This window comes from Microbacterium sp. Se5.02b (genome assembly GCF_019464375.1).
In the GTDB taxonomy this organism is placed as follows: Bacteria; Actinomycetota; Actinomycetes; order Actinomycetales; family Microbacteriaceae; genus Microbacterium.
This window is the reverse complement of the sequence record NZ_CP080491.1, coordinates 3,837,781-3,860,188: the sequence shown is the minus strand read 5'-3', so window position 1 is coordinate 3,860,188 and position 22,408 is coordinate 3,837,781. Positions and strand designations below refer to the sequence as shown.

The 22,408-nt window shown below is 68.8% G+C and carries 21 protein-coding genes and 2 pseudogenes; 15 read left to right on the top strand and 8 right to left on the bottom strand.

What is annotated here, in order from left to right:
- The first annotated feature begins 78 nt into the window (after nucleotides 1–78).
- Nucleotides 79–519 (top strand): redox-sensitive transcriptional activator SoxR, encoded by a 441-nt coding sequence (gene soxR / locus K1X59_RS19335; RefSeq protein ID WP_183151240.1) that lies wholly within the window; start codon nucleotides 79–81, stop codon nucleotides 517–519.
- Between the two features lie 30 nt (nucleotides 520–549).
- Here soxR and K1X59_RS19330 read toward each other — a convergent pair whose 3' ends face one another.
- Nucleotides 550–960 carry a helix-turn-helix domain-containing protein gene (locus K1X59_RS19330; RefSeq protein WP_220173744.1) on the bottom strand — a complete coding sequence of 137 codons (411 nt, stop codon included), beginning with the start codon at nucleotides 958–960 and terminating at the stop codon, nucleotides 550–552.
- Between the two features lie 44 nt (nucleotides 961–1,004).
- On the opposite strand from K1X59_RS19330, the pseudogene K1X59_RS22100 reads away from it, so the two are divergent.
- Nucleotides 1,005–2,207, top strand: a pseudogene (locus K1X59_RS22100) (MFS transporter); the annotation flags it as partial.
- On the opposite strand, the gene K1X59_RS19325 reads toward K1X59_RS22100, so the two are convergent.
- A complete protein-coding gene (locus tag K1X59_RS19325; RefSeq protein ID WP_258566950.1) occupies nucleotides 2,207–3,118 on the bottom strand; it encodes an alpha/beta fold hydrolase in 912 nt (303 codons plus the stop codon). The pseudogene K1X59_RS22100 and the gene K1X59_RS19325 overlap by 1 nt on opposite strands.
- A gap of 241 nt (nucleotides 3,119–3,359) precedes the next feature.
- Here K1X59_RS19325 and K1X59_RS19320 point away from each other — a divergent pair, with 241 nt between their 5' ends.
- Nucleotides 3,360–4,004 carry a TetR/AcrR family transcriptional regulator gene (locus tag K1X59_RS19320; protein ID WP_183151237.1) on the top strand — a complete coding sequence of 215 codons (645 nt, stop codon included), beginning with the start codon at nucleotides 3,360–3,362 and terminating at the stop codon, nucleotides 4,002–4,004.
- Between the two features lie 132 nt (nucleotides 4,005–4,136).
- Here K1X59_RS19320 and K1X59_RS19315 read toward each other — a convergent pair whose 3' ends face one another.
- Nucleotides 4,137–4,937 (bottom strand): hypothetical protein, encoded by an 801-nt coding sequence (locus tag K1X59_RS19315; protein WP_220173743.1) that lies wholly within the window; start codon nucleotides 4,935–4,937, stop codon nucleotides 4,137–4,139.
- A 105-nt stretch (nucleotides 4,938–5,042) separates the two neighbouring features.
- Here K1X59_RS19315 and K1X59_RS22095 point away from each other — a divergent pair, with 105 nt between their 5' ends.
- A complete protein-coding gene (locus K1X59_RS22095) occupies nucleotides 5,043–5,672 on the top strand; it encodes a MarR family winged helix-turn-helix transcriptional regulator (protein ID WP_258566949.1) in 630 nt (209 codons plus the stop codon).
- 5 nt (nucleotides 5,673–5,677) lie between these two features.
- On the opposite strand, the gene K1X59_RS19305 is transcribed toward K1X59_RS22095, so the two are convergent.
- Both K1X59_RS19305 and K1X59_RS19300 read right to left on the bottom strand, forming a co-directional pair.
- Nucleotides 5,678–6,601: a cation diffusion facilitator family transporter gene (locus K1X59_RS19305; protein WP_183151234.1), complete on the bottom strand. Its 924-nt coding sequence runs from the start codon at nucleotides 6,599–6,601 to the stop codon at nucleotides 5,678–5,680.
- A 35-nt stretch (nucleotides 6,602–6,636) separates the two neighbouring features.
- A complete protein-coding gene (locus K1X59_RS19300; protein ID WP_183151233.1) occupies nucleotides 6,637–8,043 on the bottom strand; it encodes an MFS transporter in 1,407 nt (468 codons plus the stop codon).
- A gap of 142 nt (nucleotides 8,044–8,185) precedes the next feature.
- On the opposite strand from K1X59_RS19300, the gene K1X59_RS19295 reads away from it, so the two are divergent.
- Genes K1X59_RS19295 through K1X59_RS19270 form a run of 6 tightly spaced genes read left to right on the top strand, consistent with a single transcriptional unit; the run spans nucleotide 8,186 to nucleotide 13,183 of the window.
- Nucleotides 8,186–9,088 (top strand): nucleoside hydrolase, encoded by a 903-nt coding sequence (locus K1X59_RS19295; protein WP_202045382.1) that lies wholly within the window; start codon nucleotides 8,186–8,188, stop codon nucleotides 9,086–9,088.
- A 47-nt stretch (nucleotides 9,089–9,135) separates the two neighbouring features.
- A complete protein-coding gene (locus K1X59_RS19290) occupies nucleotides 9,136–10,446 on the top strand; it encodes a sugar ABC transporter substrate-binding protein (RefSeq protein WP_183151232.1) in 1,311 nt (436 codons plus the stop codon).
- Between the two features lie 43 nt (nucleotides 10,447–10,489).
- On the top strand, nucleotides 10,490–11,443 hold the full coding sequence (locus K1X59_RS19285) for a carbohydrate ABC transporter permease (protein ID WP_183151231.1): 954 nt from the start codon (nucleotides 10,490–10,492) through the stop codon (nucleotides 11,441–11,443).
- On the top strand, nucleotides 11,440–12,276 hold the full coding sequence (locus K1X59_RS19280) for a carbohydrate ABC transporter permease (protein WP_183151230.1): 837 nt from the start codon (nucleotides 11,440–11,442) through the stop codon (nucleotides 12,274–12,276). The genes K1X59_RS19285 and K1X59_RS19280 overlap by 4 nt, the downstream gene beginning before the upstream one ends.
- On the top strand, nucleotides 12,273–12,899 hold the full coding sequence (locus K1X59_RS19275) for a PfkB family carbohydrate kinase (protein WP_220173742.1): 627 nt from the start codon (nucleotides 12,273–12,275) through the stop codon (nucleotides 12,897–12,899). Before K1X59_RS19280 ends, K1X59_RS19275 begins: the two co-directional genes overlap by 4 nt.
- A complete protein-coding gene (locus K1X59_RS19270; RefSeq protein WP_220173741.1) occupies nucleotides 12,896–13,183 on the top strand; it encodes a PfkB family carbohydrate kinase in 288 nt (95 codons plus the stop codon). Before K1X59_RS19275 ends, K1X59_RS19270 begins: the two co-directional genes overlap by 4 nt.
- On the opposite strand, the gene K1X59_RS23000 is transcribed toward K1X59_RS19270, so the two are convergent.
- The gene (locus tag K1X59_RS23000) at nucleotides 13,089–13,535 is read right to left on the bottom strand and encodes a substrate-binding domain-containing protein (protein WP_396652555.1); all 447 of its coding nucleotides are present in this window, start codon (nucleotides 13,533–13,535) and stop codon (nucleotides 13,089–13,091) included. The genes K1X59_RS19270 and K1X59_RS23000 overlap by 95 nt on opposite strands.
- A gap of 2 nt (nucleotides 13,536–13,537) precedes the next feature.
- Nucleotides 13,538–14,200 carry a LacI family DNA-binding transcriptional regulator gene (locus K1X59_RS19260; RefSeq protein ID WP_220173740.1) on the bottom strand — a complete coding sequence of 221 codons (663 nt, stop codon included), beginning with the start codon at nucleotides 14,198–14,200 and terminating at the stop codon, nucleotides 13,538–13,540.
- Nucleotides 14,201–14,276: 76 nt separating this feature from the next.
- On the opposite strand from K1X59_RS19260, the gene K1X59_RS19255 reads away from it, so the two are divergent.
- Both K1X59_RS19255 and K1X59_RS19250 read left to right on the top strand, forming a co-directional pair.
- Nucleotides 14,277–15,410, top strand: coding sequence for a nucleoside hydrolase (locus tag K1X59_RS19255; protein ID WP_183151227.1), 1,134 nt, complete (start codon nucleotides 14,277–14,279; stop codon nucleotides 15,408–15,410).
- 74 nt (nucleotides 15,411–15,484) lie between these two features.
- Nucleotides 15,485–16,561, top strand: coding sequence for a hypothetical protein (locus tag K1X59_RS19250; protein WP_183151226.1), 1,077 nt, complete (start codon nucleotides 15,485–15,487; stop codon nucleotides 16,559–16,561).
- A gap of 13 nt (nucleotides 16,562–16,574) precedes the next feature.
- On the opposite strand, the gene K1X59_RS19245 is transcribed toward K1X59_RS19250, so the two are convergent.
- Nucleotides 16,575–17,483 carry an Lrp/AsnC family transcriptional regulator gene (locus tag K1X59_RS19245; protein ID WP_258566948.1) on the bottom strand — a complete coding sequence of 303 codons (909 nt, stop codon included), beginning with the start codon at nucleotides 17,481–17,483 and terminating at the stop codon, nucleotides 16,575–16,577.
- A gap of 210 nt (nucleotides 17,484–17,693) precedes the next feature.
- On the opposite strand from K1X59_RS19245, the gene K1X59_RS19240 reads away from it, so the two are divergent.
- From K1X59_RS19240 to K1X59_RS19230, 3 genes and pseudogenes are all read left to right on the top strand, one after another.
- Entirely contained in the window at nucleotides 17,694–19,031 is a 1,338-nt protein-coding gene (locus K1X59_RS19240) for an MFS transporter (RefSeq protein WP_183151225.1), read from the top strand.
- A gap of 49 nt (nucleotides 19,032–19,080) precedes the next feature.
- Nucleotides 19,081–20,747, top strand: a pseudogene (locus tag K1X59_RS19235) (amidohydrolase).
- 10 nt (nucleotides 20,748–20,757) lie between these two features.
- On the top strand, nucleotides 20,758–22,398 hold the full coding sequence (locus K1X59_RS19230; protein WP_258566947.1) for a thiamine pyrophosphate-binding protein: 1,641 nt from the start codon (nucleotides 20,758–20,760) through the stop codon (nucleotides 22,396–22,398).
- The last annotated feature ends 10 nt before the right edge of the window (nucleotides 22,399–22,408 follow it).

Sequence of the window (22,408 nt, the reverse complement as noted above, 5' to 3'; positions counted from 1 at the left end):
CGCCCGGCGGCGCCGTTCCCCGGCGACCGATCGTCACGCTAATACCTCGAGTAAACTCGAGGTCAAGAGGGGGTGCAGATGTCGTTGGAACCCGATGATCTGCTGGCGATCGGCGAAGTCGTCCGCCGCAGCGGCGTGCCGGCGACGGCGTTGCACTTCTATGAGCAGCTCGGACTCATCGTGTCCACTCGCACTGCAGGCAACCAGCGCCGCTATCGGCGGCACATGCTGCGGCGGATCTCACTGATCGTGGTCGCGAAGCGCCTCGGCATCCCTCTCACCGACGTGCACGAGGTGTTCCAGAGCCTGCCCACGGACGAGCCGCCGTCGCAGCACGACTGGCAGCGGGTGGCGAAGCTGTGGCGAGAGCAGCTCGATCTCCGCCGTACGCAGCTCGAGCATCTGCGGCGCGAGCTCACCGGATGCATCGGCTGCGGCTGCCTGTCGATGAAGGCGTGCCGGCTGCTGAACCCCGAGGATGCGCTCGGCACCGATGGTCCCGGCCCGCGCCGGATCTGAGGGCGCGTCCTCAGGTCACGACACAGGTGATCACGCGGTCGCCTGGCTCGGCGGCGCGCTCGCGGGCTCCGCGACGCTCCCCGCTTGCGCGTCGACACGCTGGCGGGCGGCGTAGAGCGTGCCCCAGCGGGTCAGCTCCGTCAGCAGCTGCCCCGAACTCGCGCCGAGTTCGCTGAGCCGGTACTCGACCTTGGGTGGCACCTCCCGGTAGACGGTGCGGGTGATGAGGCCGTCTTCCTCGAGCTCGCGCAGCTGCCGGGTGAGCACGCGAGCGGTCGGGTTCTCCAGGAGGCGCCCGAGCTCGCCGAAGCGCAGCACCTCGTGCTCACCGAGAAGGGTCAGGATGCTGGGCTTCCAGGCCCCGCCGAGCACCGCGATCGACACCTCGGCGTCGCAGGTCTCGGTCCAGTCGCGGATGATCCGCTCGGTCTTCTCCCGCACGCCACGGCCCCCTTCGGTATCCGAACTGTCAGTACGTATCAGAAATGACCGTACTTGTGGCTTCTGTCTGTACTTTACAGACTGAGATCGTGACGGACACCCCCACTCTCGACGGCACACGCTCCTCCCTTCGCCTCTGGTTCGCGATGGTCCCCCTCCTGCTCGGAGTGCTCATCGGTGCCCTCGCGATCAGCAGCGTCTCGACCGCCCTTCCCGCGATCCGTGGCGAGCTGGGCCTGACCGACACCGAGGGGCTCTGGCTGGTCGATGTGTATGCGCTGTCGCTGGCCGCGACGCTGATCGTCGCCGCGCGGATCGGCGATGCATACGGGCGCAAGACCGTCATCCTCATCGGCCTGGCCGGGTTCGCCGTCCTCAACGCGGTCGGCGGGCTCGCCTCCAGCGGCCTGGTGCTCATCGTCGTGCGTGCGCTGCTCGGTGTCGCCGAAGCCTTCGTCATCGCGGGCGTGGTCGCGACGATCGGCGCCAAGTTCCAGGCGCGCGAACGCGTGCTCGCGTACGGGCTGTGGACAGCGACCTTCGGCACCGGAAGCGCGCTCGGTCCGGTGCTCGGCGGAGTGCTCGCCGAGGGGCCGGGATGGCGCTGGCTGCTCCTGGGGAGTGTTCCGCTCGCGGTGGTCGCCGGCGTGCTGGCCGTGTGGCTCGTGCCCGACTCGCGCAGCTCGCAGTCGCCGTCGTGGGATGTGCTCAGCATCCTCTCGTCGATCGTCGCGCTCGGTGCCCTGGTCTTCGCGCTGCACGAGGCGCTCGCTGCGCCGATGTCGGCGGTGTTCGCTGCCGTGGTCGCCATCCTGAGCCTGGTGTTCTTCGTGCGCAGGCAGCAGCGCCTCCGCGCTCCTCTCATCGACACCGGGCTGTTCGGCATGCCCGGGTTCAGCCCCGCGATCATCCGGATCATCGTGAGCAGCGGGGTTTCATCGGCCTCCGTGCTGCTGGTGAGCCTGCACCTGCAGGACTCGCGCGGGCAGACTGCGGCCGAGGCGGGCATCGCCCTGCTGCCGCAGGCGGTGGCGATCGCCATCGGCGGTGTCGTGGCACCCCTCGCCCTGCGCTGGCTCTCGGCGAACGCCCTCACCGTCCTGGCGCTGATGCTGCAGGCGGTCGGGCTCGTCTGGCTCGCACTCGACCCCGCGATCGTGGCGATCCCGCTCGTGCTCGTCGGGCTCGGTTTCGGTGTCGGCGCCACACTGGCCGCGACGGCACTGTTCGAGGCGACGACCGAGGATCAGGCCGGCCAGGTGGGGGCGATCCAGGAGGTGGGGTTCGCGCTCGGCGGCGGGCTCGGCATCGCCGTGTTCGGCACCATCGCCGCGGTGCTGGTGACGGGTGGGTTCGTCGCGGCGGTGCTCGTCGCGGCCGTGGTCGTGGCAGCTGCCGCCCTGGTCCCGCTGGTGCGGCGCGCTTCGCGGTGACGGCCGGTCGAGGCGGTCGATGCCGTACCGAGAGCGTCGACCGCCACGAGTCCGCCCACCGCGAGTGCGACCACCGCGTCGAGGGTGATGTCTGCCGACAGCGCGCGAGTGTGACCGAGGTCGTCGGTGCGGAGCAGGCGGGAGCGGTCACCGTGAGCCTCGTGCAGACGCAGGGAGTCGGCGTCGGGCATCCGCCGATCGTCGCGGTCGTGCACCACCAGCAGCGACGTCACGTCGGGGAGCGGGTGCCGTGCGGCGTCGTACCGTGCGGTCACGGTCGCCTGATCCGCGCCGAGCCTCTGCCGGAAGCGCTCGGCCAGGCGCGTGCGCGTCGCGGCGTCGAGACGGAGCTCGTGGGCGAACTCCGCGAGGAACGCATCCGGCCCGGCCGCGCCGGCGATCGCGACGACTGCGGGGGTGCCGACGGTCGACCGTGCGACGGTCGTCGCGGCCAGGGCGCCGAACGAGTGGCCGACGATCAGTGCGAACGGCCCGTATGCTGCCTGCAGCTGTTCGGTGGCGTCGACCCAGTCGCGGATGTCGGTATGCCGGCCGCGCGATGATCCGTGCGCCGGCGCATCGAAGGAGACGACGCGGAATCGTTCGGCGACCAGCTCGCGCACGAGCGGGGCGAACTGCGACGCTCGACCGCGCCATCCGTGCAGCAGAAGCGCCGTGCGCGGTCCGGCACCCCACTCGTAGGTGGTGACATCGATGCCCCGCACCGTCAACCGCCCGCGGCGGGCATCGCCGTGGGTCGGGGCGTCGATCGCGCACCGGCATCCGCGGAGTGGTCGTGAAGAAGAGGCGAGAGGCGAGGTCGCCCGCGAGCCGGGGCGAGACGGCAGCCGCGGTCTGGATGGTGCGGGCGAGCAGTGCGGGAACGGACGGCATGGGGCTCCTTCGCCAGAACAATACGAACGATCATACGTATACTAGGCGAACGATCGTTCGTATACTAGGAGCATGTCCGAAGGTGTGGTTCTGGATGGGCGCAGGGCGCGCGGCGAGGCCTCCCGTCGCATCGTGCTGCAGAGCGCGACCGACCTCGCCTCGGTGGAGGGCCTGGACGGTCTGACCATCGGGCGGCTCGCCGAGGCATCCGGCTCCCGCAAGAGCAGCATCGCCACCCTGTTCCAGAGCAAGGAAGGCCTGCAGCTGGCGACCGTCGCCGCGGCTCGCGAGATCTTCACCGCCCGGATCGTGACGCCGGCCAGGGCGGAACCGCGTGGGGTGCGCCGCCTGGCAGCGTTGCTGCGCAACTCCCTCCTGTACTCGAAGGACAGGGTCTTCACGGGCGGTTGCTTCTTCGCTGCGACCGCGGCCGACGTCGACTCCAAGTCCGGCCCGGTGAGCGATGCCGTGCGCGCGGCGCTCGTCGACTGGTACGGCTACGTCGAAGCGCAGCTGCGGTATGCCGTCGAGGCGCGCGAGATCGAGGGCGATCCCGAGGTGCTGGCGTTCGAGCTGGTCGCGATGAACGAGGAGGCCAACTCGCGCTCGCTGCTGTTGGACGACGAGCGGCCCTATGTGATCGCCGCCGCCGCGATGCGAGGTCGTCTGCGGGCTGCCGGGGCCGATGAACCGGCCCTGTCGCTGCTCGACCTCTGACCGCGTCCCTCGCCCTGCCGCCCTCGCGGGGCCACCCCTGATACGCGAGCCACCCCGTGAGCTCGCACTCAAGGGGGTGGCTCGCACGGAACAGGGTTGTTCGGCCCTGTGCCGCTCGGGGTGGAGAAGGCGTCAGGCGTCGCGACCGCGGGTGAAGCCTGCGTCGAAACCGCGCTCGAACGCGTGCTGGGCGATGCGCTCGGCACGGTGCGGACCGTGTCCGCCGTGTCCGTGCGCGCCGTGACCGTGGCCTCGGTCGTCGTGACCGGGGTGTCCGTGCGCGCGGCCGTGACCGCGGTGTCCGGCACCCGCGTCGCCGTGGCGGCAGCCGTGTTCGGCATCGGCATCAGGTCCGAAGCCCTGCTCGGGTCCGTGGCCGAAGTCGATGCGCTCGCCGCGACCGAAGCCCTGCGCGGGCCCGTGGCCGAATCCGCGCCCGAAGGGCCGGCCGAATCCGCGCCCGAATCCGCGGCCGTGGCGGGGTCCGCCGAAGCCGTGACGGCGTCCTCGACCGCGGGGGAGAGGAGTGCCCTCCTCCCAGCCGAATGCCCGCGCGATCTTCTCGAGCGAGGCGAGCGTGGTGGCCATCTCCTCGTCGGAGACAGCGGCCGATACCTTGGCACGGATGCCGTCGACGATCGCGCCGAGGAGGCGCTCCTTCGCCGCACGGCCCTCGTCGGTGAGCGTCCAGCCGTCGCCTTCGGAGGCGACCCAGCCGCGCTCGACCAGGCTGTGCAGCTTGTGCGCGTTCAGCGGGCGGTCGGACGCGACCGTGCCGTCGACGATGTTGAGGATCCGCCAGTCGCGGCGGCTCGCATGCTCACTGCCGAAGGCGGCGGCGAACTCCGACGCCATGAGGCGGTCGGCGGCTTTGAGCCAGTAACCGAAGGGGCGGGAGGTGTTCTGGGGGTTCTGTGATTCTGAGGTGTTCATGGGAAAGTCCTTTTGTTGTCAATGTGCATGTGAATGTCACAGTGCATGTACATGTAGTGTGACATGGAGTCCGAGTACATGTCAAGTCGCATGTAAAATCGGATCGTGACCACCGACCCGAACGACACCGAACCGCACGACTCTGAATCGCGCGACTCCGCCGAGCAGGACCCCGCCGAAGCCATCGCGCAGGCGCTGGCCCGCCTGCGCGGCCGTCGTCCGGGCGAGCGCGGCCCGGGTGGGCGAGGCTCCGCCGATCGCGGTCGCGGTCACGGAGGTCCGCACGGCTGGCACGGGGTCCGCATCAAGGGCCGCACGGCGACGATGCCCGCGACCACTTCGATCACCACCGCGGTCACCCCGGCATGCCCCCTGGATGGCCGACCCGTCCGGTCGACTGGGGGACCCGCTCGCATGCGCATGCTCGAAGCGCTGGCCGCGGCGTCCGCTCCGCTCAGCGTCAGTGACCTCGGTATCGCGATCGGCGTCGATCAGCCGCGGGCCTCACGACTTGTGCAGCAGGGTGTCGATCACGGCTTCGTGCGGCGCGAAGCCGACCCCGACGACGCTCGACGCACCCGCATCGCCCTCACAGACGAGGGGCGCAAGCTCGCCCGCGGCATGCGCGGTGAGCGCCGTGAGATGCTCACGACCGCTCTCGCATCCTTCACCGATGACGAGCGCGTCGAGCTTGCCCGGCTGCTGAACAAGCTCGCCGACAACTGGCGGCGCTGAGCCCCTCAGCGCGAGACACCCGGGAACTCGAGCGACGCTTCGTCGTCGACGGAGAGCGACAGCACGACGGTCTCGACGGCTTCATGCGCCTCGATCCGCCGTTCGACATCGCGCAGCCGACGTGCCACATCGTGCTCGCGGGCATCGCCGGCCAGGTCGATCTCGGCCACGATGAACAGCCGGTTCGGGCCGACGTACTCGATGTGCAGATAGGTGACCCGCTCGATGTCGTCCAACCCCAGCAGAGCGGCGCCGACGCGAGCGTGCAGCTTCGGCGCAGCCGTGGCCCCGACCAGGAAGGCGATGTTGCGTCGGATCAGGATGATCGCGACCACGCCCAGCAGTACGCCGACGAGGATCGAGCCGATCGCGTCCCAGGCGGCGATACCGGTGATCTGATGCATCGCGATGGCGCCGGCAGCGATCGCGAGGCCGACGAGCGCGGCGGAGTCCTCGAAGAACACGGCGCGCAGCGTGGTGTCGCTCGTCTCCAGCACGAAGCCCCAGGTCGACGAACCGCGCTCCTTGGCCAGGCGCCGGGACTTCACCATCGCCTGCGTGAACGACGCGCCCTCGAGCACGAACGAGACCCCCAGCACGACGTAGGCCACCATCGGGCTCTCGACGGGGCCGGTGTCCGACAACTCCTGGATGCCGTGCATGATCGACACGATCGATCCGGCTGTGAAGATTCCGAAGGCCGCGATGAGCGACCACACGAAGGCGTTGCGCCCATAGCCGAGCGGATGCCGCGCATCTTTGGTCTTCGCGCCGCGGCGGTCGGCGATCAGGAGGAAGACCTCGTTGCCGGCATCCGCCCACGAGTGCGCCGCCTCGGCCACCATCGACGCCGACGAGGTGATGATCGCGGCGATCGTCTTCGCCACGGCGACGAGGATGTTGGCGAGGAAGGCGAGGATCACGGTCACGCGGTCAGGCTACTCCCGCCGCGGGAGTCGATGACTCAGCGCGGAGCCTTCACCGGGAGCAGCAGCAGGAAGCCGGCGATCAGGACGACCACGATGCCCAGGATGCCGTAGGCGGTCTGGCTGGTCAGCACGATCAGCACCGTCCAGGCGCCCGATGCCATCCAGCTCGCCGCCCGACCCGTCGTGGCGTAGAGCCCGAAGATCTCACCCTCCCGGCCGGCCGGTGTGACCCGGGCGAGGAACGACCGCGCCGCTGCCTGGGCGGGCCCCACGAACGCGCACAGGATGAGGCCGCCGACCCAGAACACCGTCGCCCCGCCATCCCGGAGGAAGAACACCGCGAGACCGGCGACGATCATCGAGCCGATCGAGGTGAGGATGATGCGCTTCGGTCCGAGGCTGTCGTCGAGTCGTCCGGCGGCGATCGTCGAGACCCCTGCGATCAGGTTCGCCGCGATGCCGAAGATGATGATGTCCTGCGTGCCGAACTTGAAAACCGCGGTGCCGATGATCGCTCCGAAGGCGAACACGCCACCGAGGCCGTCGCGGAACACCGCGCTCGCGAGCAGGTACCAGAAGGTGGGCCGGGTCTCCTCGTTGCGGTAGAGGCCGACGACGTCCTTCACCAGCAGCGGGTACGAGGCGAAGAAGCCGACCTTGCGATCCGGCCGCCCGAGCGAGGGCTCCGGCACGTTGAGGAAGATCGGGATGCTGAAGATGATCGCCCACACCGCGCAGCCGACCGCGATCAGCCGGTACGCGAGACCGTTGTCGGTGGACATGCCGAACCAGTCGAACGTGTCGAGCACGACGACGATCACGAGGGCGATGATCCCGCCGAGGTAGCCGAACCCCCAGCCGAGCCCGGAGATCCGGCCCACGTTCTTGGGGTTCGCGATCCCGATGAGCATCGCGTTGGAGTTCACCGCGGCGATCTCCTGGAACACCGTCGCCGCTGAGATCAGCGCGACGCCCAGCCAGAACAGGCTCGGGGTCGGTTCGACGAACCACAGGCCGAGCATGCAGAGCACGAGGGCGCCGGTGCCGATCCCGAGCCAGAGCTTCTGGCGTCCCGCCGCATCCGCCCGCTGTCCGAGCACCGGAGCGAGCAGCAGGATGCCGAAGGCCGCGATGGTCGACCCGAGCCCGAGTCCCGAGGCGAGGTCGGCCTCCGCAGCGAGTCGGACCGGGTCGCTCTCATCGAGCGCCGCGACATCCGCCGGGAGGAAGCCCTCGCCGACGAGGTACAGCGCCGTGAAGACGAACGTGAGGATCACGGTGTTGAAGGGCTGCGTCGCCCAGTCCCACAGCGCCCAGGAGTACACCTGCTTCTTCGGTGCAGGTGTCTCGCCGCGCAGGTCGAGGCCGACGACGGCGACGGCGCCGCTGTTGGCGGTCGCCACGGGCTCGGGGACGCCCTGGCGAGATTCGGGTTCGCTCATGTTCGAAGTCTGGCCGCGCCGGGTGAACGCCCGGTGACGGCGCGCCGTGTCAGAGTGCGGGTCCGCGACGGATGCGTGTGGGAGAGACGCACGCTTCTGCGCTCCGGGCATCGCAGAAGCACCGCGACAGAGATGAGGCTTGATGCTGCAAATCTACTCGTGTAGAGTCCGAAGCATGCAGATGACCCCCGCCCCCTTCACGCTCGACACCGACATCGGGACGGATGTCGACGATCTGCTTGCGATCGCGATGATCCTCGGCAGCCCGGAACTGGAGCTCGAGGCCGTCTGCACCGTCTACGGCGATGTGCACCTCCGTGCCCAGATCGTCGCGGCCGTCTTCGCGACGATAGGCCGCCCCGCCCCGCCCATCGCTCTGGGAGAGCGCGAGACCCGCTCCGGTCGGGAGGTGTGGTGGCCTGGGCACGAGGGCGAGACCATCGACGGTCTCGCCGCCCACACCTACAGCGCCGACCGCGACGGTATCGCCGAACTCGCTCGAGCGGACACCGTGGCCGCGATCGGCCCCCTCACGGATGTCGCAGCCGCGGTCGAGGCGAGCGGGCACCGCATCCGCCGCATCGTCATGATGGGCGGCGAATTCGACGCAGGCATCGTGGAGCACAACATCCGGTGCGACATCGCCGCGGCCGATGCGGTCTTCCGCTCGGGTGTGCCCGTCGCGGCGGTGGGACTCGAGCAGACGGAACGGATCAGACTCGCTCACGCCGAGCTCGACCGCATCGCCGAGGCCGGGCCGCTGGGTGCGATGATCGGCGCCGAGATGCGTCGCTTCTGGTCTTTCGCCGCGCAGGACCACAATGTTCCGCACGACCCCATCGCGGTGCTCATGCTCGCCCGACCGGACCTCTTCGAGCTCGCGCGCGGGGAGATCTCGGTGCAGCTCGATGGCGCCGACGCCGGTCTGACGGGTTTCGTCCGCTCGGAATCCGGACCCCACTCGATCGTCGTCGACATGGACGTGGATGCCGTCGCCACCGAGATCCTCGAACGCATTCTGCGCGGCGCCCGCCTCCGCTCCTGACCTTCGTTTCACCCGCACCCGAACCACCACTCAATGAGGAGAGAACCATGAAGACCACAGCATTGCGTCTCGGTGCCTTCGCCACCGCACTGACCGTCGGCGCTATCGGCCTCGCCGCCTGCGCACCAGCCGATTCCGGATCGGACACCGGATCCGCTTCCGGCGAGAAGGTCACTCTGACCTTCGCGAACGCAGACCCGGCGGAGACCTGGGCGCTGGTGATCGACGCGTTCGAGAAGTCGCACCCCGACATCACCGTCAAGCAGCTCAACATCCCCTACGCCCAGTACACGAGCACGATCAACCAGCGCATGACCGGGGGCGGAGGAGACATCGACCTCATGGTGGTCGATGCCGGCGGGGCCGTGCTCGACTGGGCGAACCGGGGCTTCCTCGCCGACATCTCCGATCTCAAGGACGATGCGGTCGCCGCCGCCGTCAGTGAGGACATGGTCACCGCTCGCGAGGCGGACGGCAAACTCTATGCGCTCGAGACATGGACGACGTCGCAGTTCCTGTACTACAACCCCGACATCCTCGCCGCGGCTGGGGTCGAACCGCCGAGTGACGATCCCGCGGAACCATGGACGTACGAAGAACTCACCGCCGCGGCGCAGAAGATCAAGGATGCGGGCGCCGCCGAGTATCCGTTCCTGTTCGACCAGTGGGACTCGTACTACCAGCTGCAGATGGTCGGAGTCTCTGCCGGTGGAGGTGACGGCATCGATGCCGACGGGGACGTCGACTTCTCGAACGACGGATGGCAGAAGGCCCTGACGTGGTACCACGACCTGTTCGAGGACGGGCTGTCGCCCCGGGGGATCACGAACGACAAGAACGGCGCCCTCTTCCAGACGGGCAAGGCAGGTTTCATCATCTCGGGGCCATGGGGCGTGAACGTCGCCGAGGCCGGCGACATCTCCTACGGTGTCGCGCCGGCACCCTTCTTCGAGGGTGGCGAGCAGGCGACCTCCACCGACTCGTGGTCGGTCGCGATCTCGGCGAAGACCGCGAAGGAGGACGCAGCGCGGGAGTTCCTGGAGTACTTGACGATCGATCCGAAGGGAAATGCGGAGTCGGCCGAGGTTGCCGGCATCGCGCCGACGAACAAAGAGGCGTACGCGACCTATGCCGACGACATGAGTGCGGTCGGAGGCGATGCGACGGCGAACTTCGGCGCCATCATGCAGTACCAGCTCGAGAACAACGCCGTGCATCGCCCCGGCGTCCTCGGCTACAGCGTGTTCGAGCCGGGCGCGAACCAGATGTTCTCCGACATCCGCAACGGTTCGGACCCGGCTGAGCGTGCCGCGCAGGCCGACAAAGACATCGAGGCTCAGATCGCTCGGCTCCAATGACCCGCCGGCGTGGCACGACCCCCGCGACACCACGTGAGATGACATGAGCAGAACCCGCACACACCGGCCCGCAGCGATCGGGGCATCGACCCCGATCGCTGCGGGCGGCGACCTCCGTCCGCTCCGTCGCCGAAAGGCCCGGCGCATCACATACATCGCGATGGCCATGCTGGCGCCTGCGCTCATCACGCTCGTGATGATGCGCGTCGTCCCGCTCGTCAGCGCCGTCGGCCTCAGCTTCCAGCACGTCTCGCTGGCGACGGGAGAGACCACGTTCGACGGCCTCGCGAACTACATCTACCTGTTCGGCGATCCGAACTTCCACTCGGTCCTGGTCGTGACGCTCGTGTTCAACCTGGTGCTCAACCCGGTCGTCGTGATCCTCTCCACGGCGCTGGCGTTGCTGCTCGTGCAGAACATTCCGCTGGTGGGGCTGTGGCGGTCGATGATCTTCGTACCGGCGGCGGTGCCTGGCGCCGTCGTCGCGCTGATCTGGAGCACTGCGCTCCAACCGGACGGTCTGGTCAACGGGATGCTGGAGGCGGTCGGGCTGCCCGCCCAGCCCTTCCTCACCTCGGCCAATCAGGCGGCGTTCTCGATCGGGATCATGGTGACGTGGGGTGCTCTGGGCTACTGGATGATCTTCATCATCGCCGGCCTCAAGGACATTCCGGGGTCTCTGTACGAGGCGGCCGCCCTCGACGGCGCCGGCTGGTGGCGTCGGCTCTTCGCCATCACTCTGCCGTTGCTGAAACGCCCCATGGCCTTCGTCCTGATCGCCTGCACGGTGGGGTCGTTCCTGCTGTTCGCGCCGGTCCAGATCCTCACGAAAGGCGGGCCGAACGGTTCGACGAACCTCATCATGTACGACATCTACAACCGTGCGTATCTCCTCGGTGATATGGGAGTCGGGCAGGCCGAAGTGGTCGTGCTGATGCTCATGCTCTCGGTGATCGTGCTGATCCAGTTCCGGCTCCTGAAGGAGGATCGTTCATGAGGCGAAAGCGCGGAGCGACCATCCTGCTCACCACGGCCGCGGCGCTGGTCGCCGTCTCGGTGTTTCTCCCGCTGTGGTGGGTCTTCGCCTCGTCGATGCGGCCGGGCAACACCTACGTCGAGAACATGACGCCGTTGTCGTGGTTGGCCTTCGTCCCCGTCGGCGGCGACTTCTCGAACTACTCCGCGCTGGGATCCGGGGCGTTTCTCCTCGGCCTGTTCAACAGCTTCCTCGTCGCGGGGCTGACCATCCTCGTCGGACTCGCGATTGCGATCCCGGCTGCCTATGCGCTGGCGACGATGGAGTTCCGTGGACGCGGAATCATCTTCAGCTTCATCATCATGGTCGCCATGATTCCCTTCGATGCGATCGCGATCCCCCTGTCGTCGCTGTTCCAAGGGTGGGGTCTCAGCGATTCCTATGCCGGGCTCGTCCTTCCTGCGCTGGCGAACGGCTTCGCCATCTTCGTCCTCCGCCAGTTCTTCATGGGCGTGCCGGGTGAACTGATCGACGCGGCCGAAGTCGACGGGCTCGGTCGATTCGGGACGCTGTGGCGGATCGTGCTCCCCCTGTCGAAGCCGGCGTTGATCGGCGCGGGCATGATGCTGTTCCTGTCTCAGTGGCAGGCATACCTGTGGCCGCTTCTGATCGGCACATCGCCCGAGCGTCAGCTCGCCCCGATCGTCCTTGCGAATCTCAGCACGGCGTTCACGGTGGATCTGGGGCAGATCCTGGCGGGATCGTTCGTGCTCAGCGTCATCCCGATGATTCTCCTGCTGTTCTTCCAGAAGCAGTACACCGAGTCCCTGTCGACGACGGGGTTGAAAGGATGACCGGACGCATCGTCGTGGTCGGATCGCTGAACCTCGACAGCACGCTGCGAGTGGACCGGCTTCCCGAACCCGGGGAGACCCTGCACTCCGCTCCGGTTCTGCGGGCCCCGGGGGGCAAGGGGGCGAACCAAGCAGTCGCGGCTGCGCTCCTCGGCGGCAGAGTCGCGTTGATCGGAGCCGTGGGTGATGACGATGCGGGGCGCACGCTGGCGACGGCGGTGCGGGAGGCCGGCGTCGACGTCTCCGCCGTGCGTCAGGTCGCCGGGGCGACCGGGGAGGCGACGATCATCGTTGATCGCGGCGGAGAGAACGTGATCGTCGTCGACAGTGGCGTCAACGCACTCGTCGACCCGCGGCAGGTGCGGGAAGACCTCGTCGCGGGCGACGTCGTCGTGACGGGCAACGAGCTGTCCGATCCGGTCGTGGTCGCCGCCGCGGTTCGCGCTTCCGCTCTCGGTGCTGTCGTGGTGCACAACCCTTCGCCCTTCCGAGCGCTGCCGGACGGGATGCCGCATCCGCAGGTGCTGGTCGTGAACGAGCATGAGTTCGCGCGCTTCGGGGAGTGCTGCATGCGCCGGCGCTCGAGATGCCTCCCGCCCTGCGCGGTGGAGCGGTGGTCGTGACCCGCGGATCACGGGGTGCTCTGGTGCTCGACGAAGGGGCGGTCACGTCAGTGGCTGCCGTCCGCGTCGATGCGGTGGACACGAGTGGGTGCGGCGACGCATTCCTCGGAGCACTGGTCGAGCGGATCGCGGCAGGTGAGCCGCTCGTCGGTGCCGTACGGCGTGCGGTCCTGGTCGGCGCCTATGCCGCTACGCGCCGTGGCGCCCAGTCGTCGTATCCGACCGCGAGCGACCTGGATGCGTGGGATGCCGAGTCTGGGCGGGAGGTCGCGTCCGCGGGCTAGCGGCGCTCGGCTCCGCATCCGCACGAATCCCGCACGACGAGATCGACCGGGATCGTGAGAGGAGAGTGCTCCAGACCTTTCTCGAGCACCGCGGCCAGGGCGGTCTCGGCGATGCGATGGATCGGCTGCTCGATCGCGGTGAGCGGGGGTCGCTGAACACGGCATCCTCGGTGCCGTCGAACGAGACCACCGCGAGATCGCTCGGGACGTCGAGGTGGAGTCGGCGCGCTGCGGCGAGCAGGCCCAGCGCCTGCACATCGGAGGTCACGAACACGGCATCCGGTCGTCCGCCGCGGGAGAGCAGATCCAGCCCCGCCTCGAATCCGCCTGCGCGGGAGAATTCGCTCCGCACGATCAGGTCGTCGCCGGTCGGCAGGCCGGCGGCTTCGAGTTCCTGCCGCCATCCTGTTCGCGCTCCGAGACCCCGGGGGCGCCGAGCGGGCCGCTCAGCAGAGCGATCCGTGTACGTCCGTGACCGATCAGATGCGAGACGGCCGTGGCGGCGCCGCCGCGGTCGTCCACGATGACCGAGAGCTGGCCGGGGCGCGACCGCTGATCGAGGAACACGGTCGGAGTCGTGCCCGTCTCGGCCACCGATGCGGGGTCGAGGCTGACGATGACGAGGCCGTCGATCTGGTGGCTCACGAGCGACTCGACCTGGGCCCGCTCGCGGTCGATGTCGTTGTCGGCGTCGCCGAGGAGGAGAGCGTATCCGGCCGTGAAGGCCTGCACGGACAGCTCCCTCGCGAGCGCGCCGAAGTAGGTGTTGCTCACGTCGGGCACGACGAGCCCCACGGCTTGTGCGCTGCGCATCCGGAGCGCGCGCGCCACCGCGTTCGGCCGGTAGTCGAGCTCGTCCATCGCGGCGAGGACCCGCGTCCTGGTCGATGCCGCGACCGGTCGCGGACCGTTGTTGACGACATAGCTCACGACCGCGGTGCTCACGCCGGCGAGGCGGGCGACGTCGGTGCGCGTCGCGGCCCTGGCCGGTTGCTCTTGTGCATCCTGCTTCGGCACGGGTACTTCCTCTCCGGGGGATGGCCCGAGTCAAGTATGTCTTCGTTCTGCGAGTCTATTCGAGTAGATTAACGCCATGTCCACCCCTGTGATCGTCGTGACCGACCTCTACCTGCCCCCGGAAGATCCGGGCGACAACTTCGATCTGGTCTTCCCGTTCGCCTCCGAGCGCATCGATCTGCGTGCGGTCATCCTCGATGTGTCGATCGAGAAGCGCGAGTCCGTCCGGGAGGGAGTGCTCGGGTATCCCGGGCCCCGTGACCCGGGGATCATCCCGGTGGCACAGCTCAACGCACTGTTCGGCACGAGGGTGCCGTCCGCCGTCTCGCCCTTCGCCCGTATGCGCGACCTCGATGACGAGATGCGCGATGTCCCGGTCTTCCAGCAGCAGGGGCCGGAGTTGATCCTGGAGACGCTTCGGACATCGGACGAACCCGTGCACATCATGTCCTTCGGGTCGGCCAGGCCGATCGCCGTCGCTTTCAACCGCGACCCGGAGTTGATGCGCGAGAAAGTAGCGGCCGTGCACCTCTCCGCTGGTTCGACGACCCTCGACTACCTCGAATGGAACATCTACCTCGATCCGATCGCCGCGCGTCGGGTCGTCGACTCCGGGCTCCCGCTCGCACTCTATCCGTGCGCCTCGGCGGTCGACTGCTATACGCCCGACGTGCACAACACGGTCTGGTGGTTGGAGGATCTCGCCTGGATCGAGCGTATGCATCCGGCACTGCGTCGCTATCTCCTGTACGGGCTCGGTGGGGAGACGCGGATCGATTTCCTCCGGGCGCTCGACGAAGACCCCTCCCGTGAGGCGGCAGGGCGGGTCTACGGGCGGCGTCACGCCGTGTGGGAGACGGCGGCCTGGTTGATCGTCTCCGGTTCGGCAGTGGTGCGACGGGTCGACGGTACGCATCGGATCATCGACGAGGCAGAGATCTCGGATGACGATGCCGTGATCGCGAACGAGCTCGTCACCGCTCGGGTGCGCACCCACGAGTCGGGGTTGTACACGTTCGACGTCGACGCGGACTCCGATGACCGCGTGCGGGTCTTCCGGCGCGATGACCCCGCGGAGTATGAGCGCGCCTTGCAGGAGGCGTTGCCTGCGCTCTACTGCGGATTCACACCGCCCATATGGCAGGGGTCCACAACTGGGGACGTGCGCGACCCGCGACCCCGTGCCTATGCGGGACCGCGAAACGACTGATCGGGCACCGTGCCCGGAGGAGAGGAGCGATGATGCTCGGACCGAAGAGAAGAAGGACCGCGAGAGGAACCGCCGTGGCAGCGGCGCTCATGGCGATGGTGCTGGGCGCGCAGACCCCGGCGTCGGCTGACATGCCGGACGGCGTCGAGTGGGATCCCGCCACTGTCGAGTCGGTGTACGCGCCCGCAGAGGGGTACTACGCCTATGCGCCGTCGGTGGTGCGCGACGGCGACACGGAGTGGATCTGGACCTGTCACAACGACGAGTTCCGTGTGATCGAAGACCACATCTACCTGACGAAGCGCGTCGACGGCGTCGTCGTCAGCTCGGAGTCGGTGCTCCAGGCCTCGACCGGGGCGGCGTGGGACAGCTTCCACACGTGCGACCCCAGCGTCGTCAAGGGCCGGTTCGACTGGGATGGCACCCGCTACCGCTACGCCATGTTCTATCTCGGCAACGATGTCGACGCCAGCGCCCACAACCAGATCGGTGTCGCGTTCGCCGAGGACCCGGAGGGCCCGTGGCTCAAGTATCCGGATCCGATCGTCACGACCCCGGACACCACGAGCTGGGGTGCGGGTCAGCCGACGGCGGTCTCTCTGTCCGCCGCGTCGGGCCGCGTGATCCTGGGGTACACGCGCGGCGATTCGTCGACGAGGGCGTACGTGGTGACGGTCGACCTGTCGAGGGTGGACCGGCTGCGTGTCTCCCCCGAGCGTCAGGTGACGAACGCGGGACTCACCGGCGCCGACGGAGCGCCCGACTACCTCAATGGCTTCGACATGGCGATCGACCCGTCACGGCGGGAGGTCATGGTCGTTCGAGAGCAGCATCCCTACCCTGTCGACAATCCCTGGTGGATCGGACCATCGGTGCAGGTCGACCGGATGCCGCTGAAGCACTTCCTGCGGGGTACCGGCACCTGGGCGCCGTCCGGCGACATCGACGAAGAGCTCACCGGTTTCGACCGGGTCCACAACGCGGGACTGGTTCGCACCTGGACCGGCGAACTGCCGGAGCCGGATGCACCGGAGGTGGTGTTCACCAGCTCGTGCTCGAGCCTGCCGACCGTGGACGACCAGGATTGGAGCCAGGCCACGTGCGACTCCCTCTACTCCTACGACCTCTGGTCGATAGCCGGCACCCGCTGAGGGGGCCCCTCTCTCAGTCCGCGCGCAGCGGGCGGAGCGTGCGGGCATAGTCCTCCTTGAGGACCGCGAGGTGCAGCCAGGCCTCGATGCGCGTGACGCCGGGCAGGGCGCGCAGGCGTTCGAGGCTTGCATACAGCGCCCCCGCGGACGGTTCGACGAGCGTGGCGACGGCGTCGAACCGTCCGAGGGTGCGTGCGGCGAAGTCCACCCCGCGGCCGCGGCGCAGCTCCTCGATCACGGCTTCGTCGTCGTCGCCGAGGGTCATGCCGACGCCCATCGAGAGCTGCCGGTGCGCGAGGCCCCGTGCCTCCACCGCGCTGATCTTGATGACTCCGGCGTCGATCAGGCGCTGCACCCTCGTCGCGACGGCGCTGGGCGAGAGGCGCACCTGCTCCCCGAGGGCCCGGAAGCTCATGCGCCCGTCGGCCTGCAGGTGCTCGATCAGGGCTTCGTCGGTGGTGTCGAGCGTCACCCCGCCGTGGTACTCCGACACGAAGAAGCCCTTGACGACGGTCGAGTAGATGATCGTGTTGATGTCGAGCACCCCGGCGCTCGCGCGGATACGGGCGAGCAGGTCGTGCAGTTCCGACATCGACCCGACGCGCACCTCGGTGACGATGTCATGGGCCCCGCCGACCGCCGACACGAGCACGGTCTCGCTCATGTCGCGCAGATGCTCCGCCACGACCTCCACGGCCCCGTCGGTGCGGATCGAGACGTGGGCGAGCACGTGCTGGCCGAGGAACACCGGGTCGACGGCCGCGACCACCCGTACCGTGCGATCGGCGAGCAGGGTGCGCAGCCGCGCGGCCACCACGGCCCTCGACTGCCCGACGCGCGCGGCGAGGGAGCGGATGCTGGCCCGGCCGTCCTCCTGCAGCGCGCGGATGAGTTCGGCGTCGAAGTCCATGGATCCACCCATCTCGTCAGTTTCCCGCGATCGCACGCCTCTCCGTGCATATCCTCAGTGTAAGAAGCTCCTCGACCGAGGGGAAGGCACGACTTGCCGCGAACAACGATCACTTCTCCAGTGAATACTCGCTATCACTGGAGTTCTGATCTTGCCGCCAGGCGCAGACGTCCGTAGCATCCTTCGCTATCCGACATCTTCCGCAAAGGAGCGGGCACCCTCATGACCACCACCCCCACCAGCGGCACCCACAGCCGGGCGCGACGCGCCGGCATCGCCGCCTTCGTCGGCACCACCATCGAGTGGTACGACTTCTACGTCTATGCGACAGCAGCCGCACTCGTCTTCGGTCCGCTGTTCTTCCCGAGCGGCGACCGCCTGGCCGAGACCGCAGCGGCCTTCGCGACCTTCGCCGTCGCCTTCCTCGTCCGCCCCCTCGGCGGCATCATCTTCGGCCACATCGGCGACAAGCTCGGCCGCCGCACCTCGCTCGTGATCACGCTGCTGATGATGGGCGCTGCGACGGTGCTGGTCGGCTGCCTGCCGACGTACGAGAACATCGGCATCCTCGCCCCGATCCTCCTGATCCTGCTCCGCGCCGTGCAGGGTCTCGCGGTCGGCGGCGAGTGGGGCGGTGCGGTGCTCATGAGCGTCGAGCATGCGCCCGAGAAGTCCAAGACCTTCTACGGCGGCTTCACGCAGCTCGGCAACCCGGCCGGTGCGCTGCTGGCTTCGGGCATCTTCGCGATCATGACCCGCATGGGCGACGACTTCATCATCAACGGCGGCTGGCGCATCCCGTTCCTGCTGTCGATCGTGCTGGTCGGGGTCGGCTTCTGGGTGCGCTACCGCGTCGAGGAGACGCCGGTCTTCGAGGCGAAGGTCGAGGGTCGCAAGCAGTCGATGCCGTTGGCCTTCGCTCTGCGCACCAACTGGCGTCCGATCCTGCTCGGCATCGGCATCCTGCCCATCTCGACCGGCGGCTACTACCTGGCCACCACCTTCGTCACCGCGTACGCGACCGGCGAGCCGATCTCCGTGAGCGAGCAGGTCATCCTCGACGCCATGACGATCGCCTCCTTCGTGGAGTTCGTGGTGACCCTCCCCGTCGCCTGGCTGGGCGACAAGTGGGGGCGCAAGAACGTCATGTACATCGGCCTGGTCACCTCGGTGCTCACGTTCGTGCCGTTCCTGTTGATCATGCCGGGCCGCGTCGAACCGCTCATCTTCCTGTTCGCCTCGCTGGTGCGCATCGCGATGAGTGCGACCTACGCGCCGATCGCCGCCCTGCTCTCGCAGATGTTCCGTCCGCAGGCCCGCTACACCTCGATCGCGCTGTCCTACGGTGTCGGCGCCGCGGTGTGGGCCGGGTTCTCGCCCTGGTTCGCGACGCAGCTCATCGCGTGGACGGGCAGCATCTGGTCGGTCATCGCGATGTTCATCGGCATGGCCCTCATCGCCGGCATCTGCACGCGTCTCGCGCCGCAGCATTCGGATGAGGCCCCCGTGACGGCATCCTTCACCGCCCGCACGGACACGACGGCGAACCGGCTGCCCTGACCGGCGCCGCCTCCGCCTCCCGCACGCCACGACCGCGAACAGGTTCCCCATGAGAAAGCTCACCCCCTTCGACCGCTCGGCCCAGACGGCTCCCACCCTCCTGACCGCGCGGGCGATCCATACGGTGGATGCCGCCGCCGCCACCGCGACGGCGGTGCTGACCGATCGCGGGCGGATCCTCGCGATCGGCACCCCCGCCGAGTGCGAGGCGGCGGCGGAGGGGTGGGCCTCTCGCCCGAACGCATCGACCTCGGCGACGGGGTCGTCGTCCCCGGCTTCGTCGACGCCCACGCGCACCCGCTGATGTTCGGGCAGATGATGAGCTGGGTCGACTGCGGGCCGGAGAAGGCGAGCAGCATCCCCGAGATCGTGGCGCTGCTGAAGGCCGCGGCCGCCGACCTCCCCGCCGGGCGCCCGGTGCGCGGCTACGGCTACGAGCAGCGCAACCTGGCCGAGAAGCGTCACCCCACGCGTGTCGAGCTCGACGAGGTGGCGGCCGATCGCGAGGTGTACCTCATGAACGCCTCCGGTCACGGCGGTGTGGTGAACTCGCACACGCTGGAGATCAACGGCGTCGACCGCGACACCCCGAACCCCGACGGCGGAGAGTTCTTCCGCGACGCGGACGGGGAGCTCACGGGGGAGCTGTCGGATGCGGCGTGCAACATCCTCACCGGTGTGCACGGGGTGAAGATCGGCCATCACGGTCCGAACTTCCACCTCGCCGACGAGCCGGAGGAGCATCTGCGCCAGCTGGATGCCGCAACCCAGCGCTTCCTCGCCGGAGGGGTCACCTCGATCGGCGACGCCCAGGTCACGCGTCGCGAGTTCGACATGTATCTGCGTCTCGCCGAGGCAGGGCGCCTCGAGCTGCGCGTGTCGATGTACCTCCTGTCGCACCTGCTCGATGAAGCGCTGGAGATGGGCCTGGTCGGCCAGTTCGGCAACGCGCACCTGAGCTTCGCCGGCATCAAGTTCTACGCCGACGGCACGCTCGGCGGGTGGACGGCGTACTTTCCCGACGGCTATGTCGGCGACCCGTGCCGCACCGGCCAGCTGTACCACGAGCCCGCCGAGTACGCGGGCCTGATCAGCAAGGCGCACGCCGCCGGCTTGCAGACCGCGACGCACGCCCAGTCGCCCACCGCGATCGAGATGGTCGTCTCGGCGATCGAGGCCGCGCTCGCCGAGCACCCCGACCCCGACGCCCGCCACCGCATCGAGCACTGCGGCCTGCCGACACCCGAGCAGATCGAGCGCATGGCCGCCTCCGGCATCCGTCCGGTCAACCAGACCCAGCACTACTTCAACTGGGGCGAGGGCGTCGAGGAGGCCATCGGCACTCCGGGTGAGCGCTTCAACCCGCTGGGCGAGTTCGAGCGCGCGGGTGTGCCGTTCACGATCTCGTCGGATGCTCCGGTCGCCGAGCCCATTCCGCTCGAAGCCATCCAGACCGCGGTGACCCGCGTCACCCGCCGCGGGCACAGACTCGGCCCCGACGACCTGCGGGTCTCGGCGCTCGCAGCTCTCCGTGCCCACACGATCGAGGGCGCCGTGTCGATCGGGCGGGAAGACGACCTGGGTTCGCTCGAAATCGGGAAGTACGCCGACTTCGCGGTGCTCTCCGGTGATCCGCTGGCCGTGCCCGCCGAGGAGATCTCGGCGATCGAGGTGCGCGAGACCTGGGTCGACGGCGTCCGTCGTCACCGCCTGTGAGGATGTCACGATGAGCAACGACACCACGGCGGCAGATCAGTACGCCGACACCGCCGGACGCGCCGTGCTGGAGACGATCCGCGCCTATGGCGTGACCGCGATCTTCGGCATCCCCGGCACCCACAACCTCGAGTTCTACCGGCCGCTCGCCGACCTCGGCATCCGTGCGGTGACGAACCGTCACGAGCAGGGGTCGGGCTACGGCGCCGACGGCTGGGCGCAGCAGACCGGGCTCCCGGGCGTGGTGATCACCACCTCCGGTCCTGGCCTCCAGAACGCGATGAGTGCGATCGGGACGGCGTTCTGCGAGTCGCGTCCGCTCATCGTCCTCTCGCCGGGAGTGCCCCTCGGCGCCGAGTTCGCCGACGTGGGCACACTGCACGAGACGAAGGATGCGTCGGCCATGGTCGCGGCCATCGCCGAGTGGTCACGCCGGGTGACCAGCGCCGCCGAGGCCGTCGAAGCCGTGCATGACGCGTTCGCCCTGTTCCGCACCGGTCGCCCTCGTCCTGTGCACATCGAGATCCCGCTCGACGTGCTCGAGGCTCCGGCCGATGTCCCCGTCGAAGCGCGACAGCCGCGCCCTGTGCCCGTCCGTGTCTCGGGAGAACCCGCCACGCTCGCCGAGGCCGCTCGCCTGCTCGCCGCCGCGACGACCCCGGTGATCCTCGCGGGCGGGGGCGCGACGGATGCCTCCCACGAAGTCACCGCGCTCGCCGAGCGCCTCGGCGCCCCGGTGCTGACGACCCTCAACGGCAAGGGTGTGGTCGATGAGCGGCACCCGCTCTCGCTCGGGTCGAACCTGCGTCTCGCCGCGGCCCGCGCGGTCGCGGAAGACGCCGACGTGCTGCTCGTCGTCGGCTCGAAGCTCGGCGAGGCGGAGCTGTGGGCGCCGCGCCTCGACGCGCGCGGAAGCGTGATCCGTGTCGACATCTCGGCGTCGCAGCGCGACAAGAACCTCGCAGCGACCGTCGGGATCACGGGCGATGCGGCTGCGGTCACCGGCGCCCTTCTGGAGCTGCTCGCCGTCGACGCTCGTCCGGCACGCGAGCTGACCATCGAGCGCGCGGCGATCGACGCCGAGATGCGGGATACCTCGCCCGAGACGGTGGCTCTGGCCGAGATCATCGCCGATGCCCTGCCCGACGATGCGATCGTCGCCGGCGACTCCTCGCAGATCGTGTATCTGGCACTCGGGAGCGTGCTGCAGTCGCGGCAGCCGCATTCTCTGCTGTACACGCCCACCTACGCCACCCTCGGCTACGGCCTGCCCGCCGCGATCGGCGCCAGGGTTGCGCAGACCGAACGTCCGGTCGTCACGGTCATCGGCGACGGCGCCCTGATGTTCTGCGTGAACGAGCTCGTGACCGCGGTCGAGCAGGGTCTCGACGTCACGGTCGTGTGCGTCGACAACGGCGGCTATGCCGAGATCCGCCAGAACGAGGTCGACCGCGGCATGACCCCGATCGGCGTCGACCTGGTGCAGCCCGACTGGGCCGCGCTGGCGACCGCGTTCGGCGCGACGGGGCGGCGGGTGGAGCGGCGCGACGGCATCGCATCGAGCATCCGGGCCGCGATCGCCGACGGGGAGTGCAGTTGGTGCACATCCCGCAGCACGCCGTCTGAACCCCGACATCCCGAACCCTCTTGACCCCGACGAA

Coding starts and splice junctions, on each gene's coding strand:
- soxR (WP_183151240.1), top strand. CDS start 79: ATGTCGTTGGAACCCGATGATCTGCTGGCGATCGGCGAAGTCGTCCGC.
- K1X59_RS19320 (WP_183151237.1), top strand. CDS start 3,360: ATGTCCGAAGGTGTGGTTCTGGATGGGCGCAGGGCGCGCGGCGAGGCC.
- K1X59_RS19315 (WP_220173743.1), bottom strand. CDS start 4,937: ATGAACACCTCAGAATCACAGAACCCCCAGAACACCTCCCGCCCCTTC.
- K1X59_RS19300 (WP_183151233.1), bottom strand. CDS start 8,043: ATGAGCGAACCCGAATCTCGCCAGGGCGTCCCCGAGCCCGTGGCGACC.
- K1X59_RS19295 (WP_202045382.1), top strand. CDS start 8,186: ATGCTGCAAATCTACTCGTGTAGAGTCCGAAGCATGCAGATGACCCCC.
- K1X59_RS19290 (WP_183151232.1), top strand. CDS start 9,136: ATGAAGACCACAGCATTGCGTCTCGGTGCCTTCGCCACCGCACTGACC.
- K1X59_RS19285 (WP_183151231.1), top strand. CDS start 10,490: ATGAGCAGAACCCGCACACACCGGCCCGCAGCGATCGGGGCATCGACC.
- K1X59_RS19280 (WP_183151230.1), top strand. CDS start 11,440: ATGAGGCGAAAGCGCGGAGCGACCATCCTGCTCACCACGGCCGCGGCG.
- K1X59_RS19275 (WP_220173742.1), top strand. CDS start 12,273: ATGACCGGACGCATCGTCGTGGTCGGATCGCTGAACCTCGACAGCACG.
- K1X59_RS19255 (WP_183151227.1), top strand. CDS start 14,277: ATGTCCACCCCTGTGATCGTCGTGACCGACCTCTACCTGCCCCCGGAA.
- K1X59_RS19245 (WP_258566948.1), bottom strand. CDS start 17,483: ATGGGTGGATCCATGGACTTCGACGCCGAACTCATCCGCGCGCTGCAG.
- K1X59_RS19240 (WP_183151225.1), top strand. CDS start 17,694: ATGACCACCACCCCCACCAGCGGCACCCACAGCCGGGCGCGACGCGCC.
- K1X59_RS19230 (WP_258566947.1), top strand. CDS start 20,758: ATGAGCAACGACACCACGGCGGCAGATCAGTACGCCGACACCGCCGGA.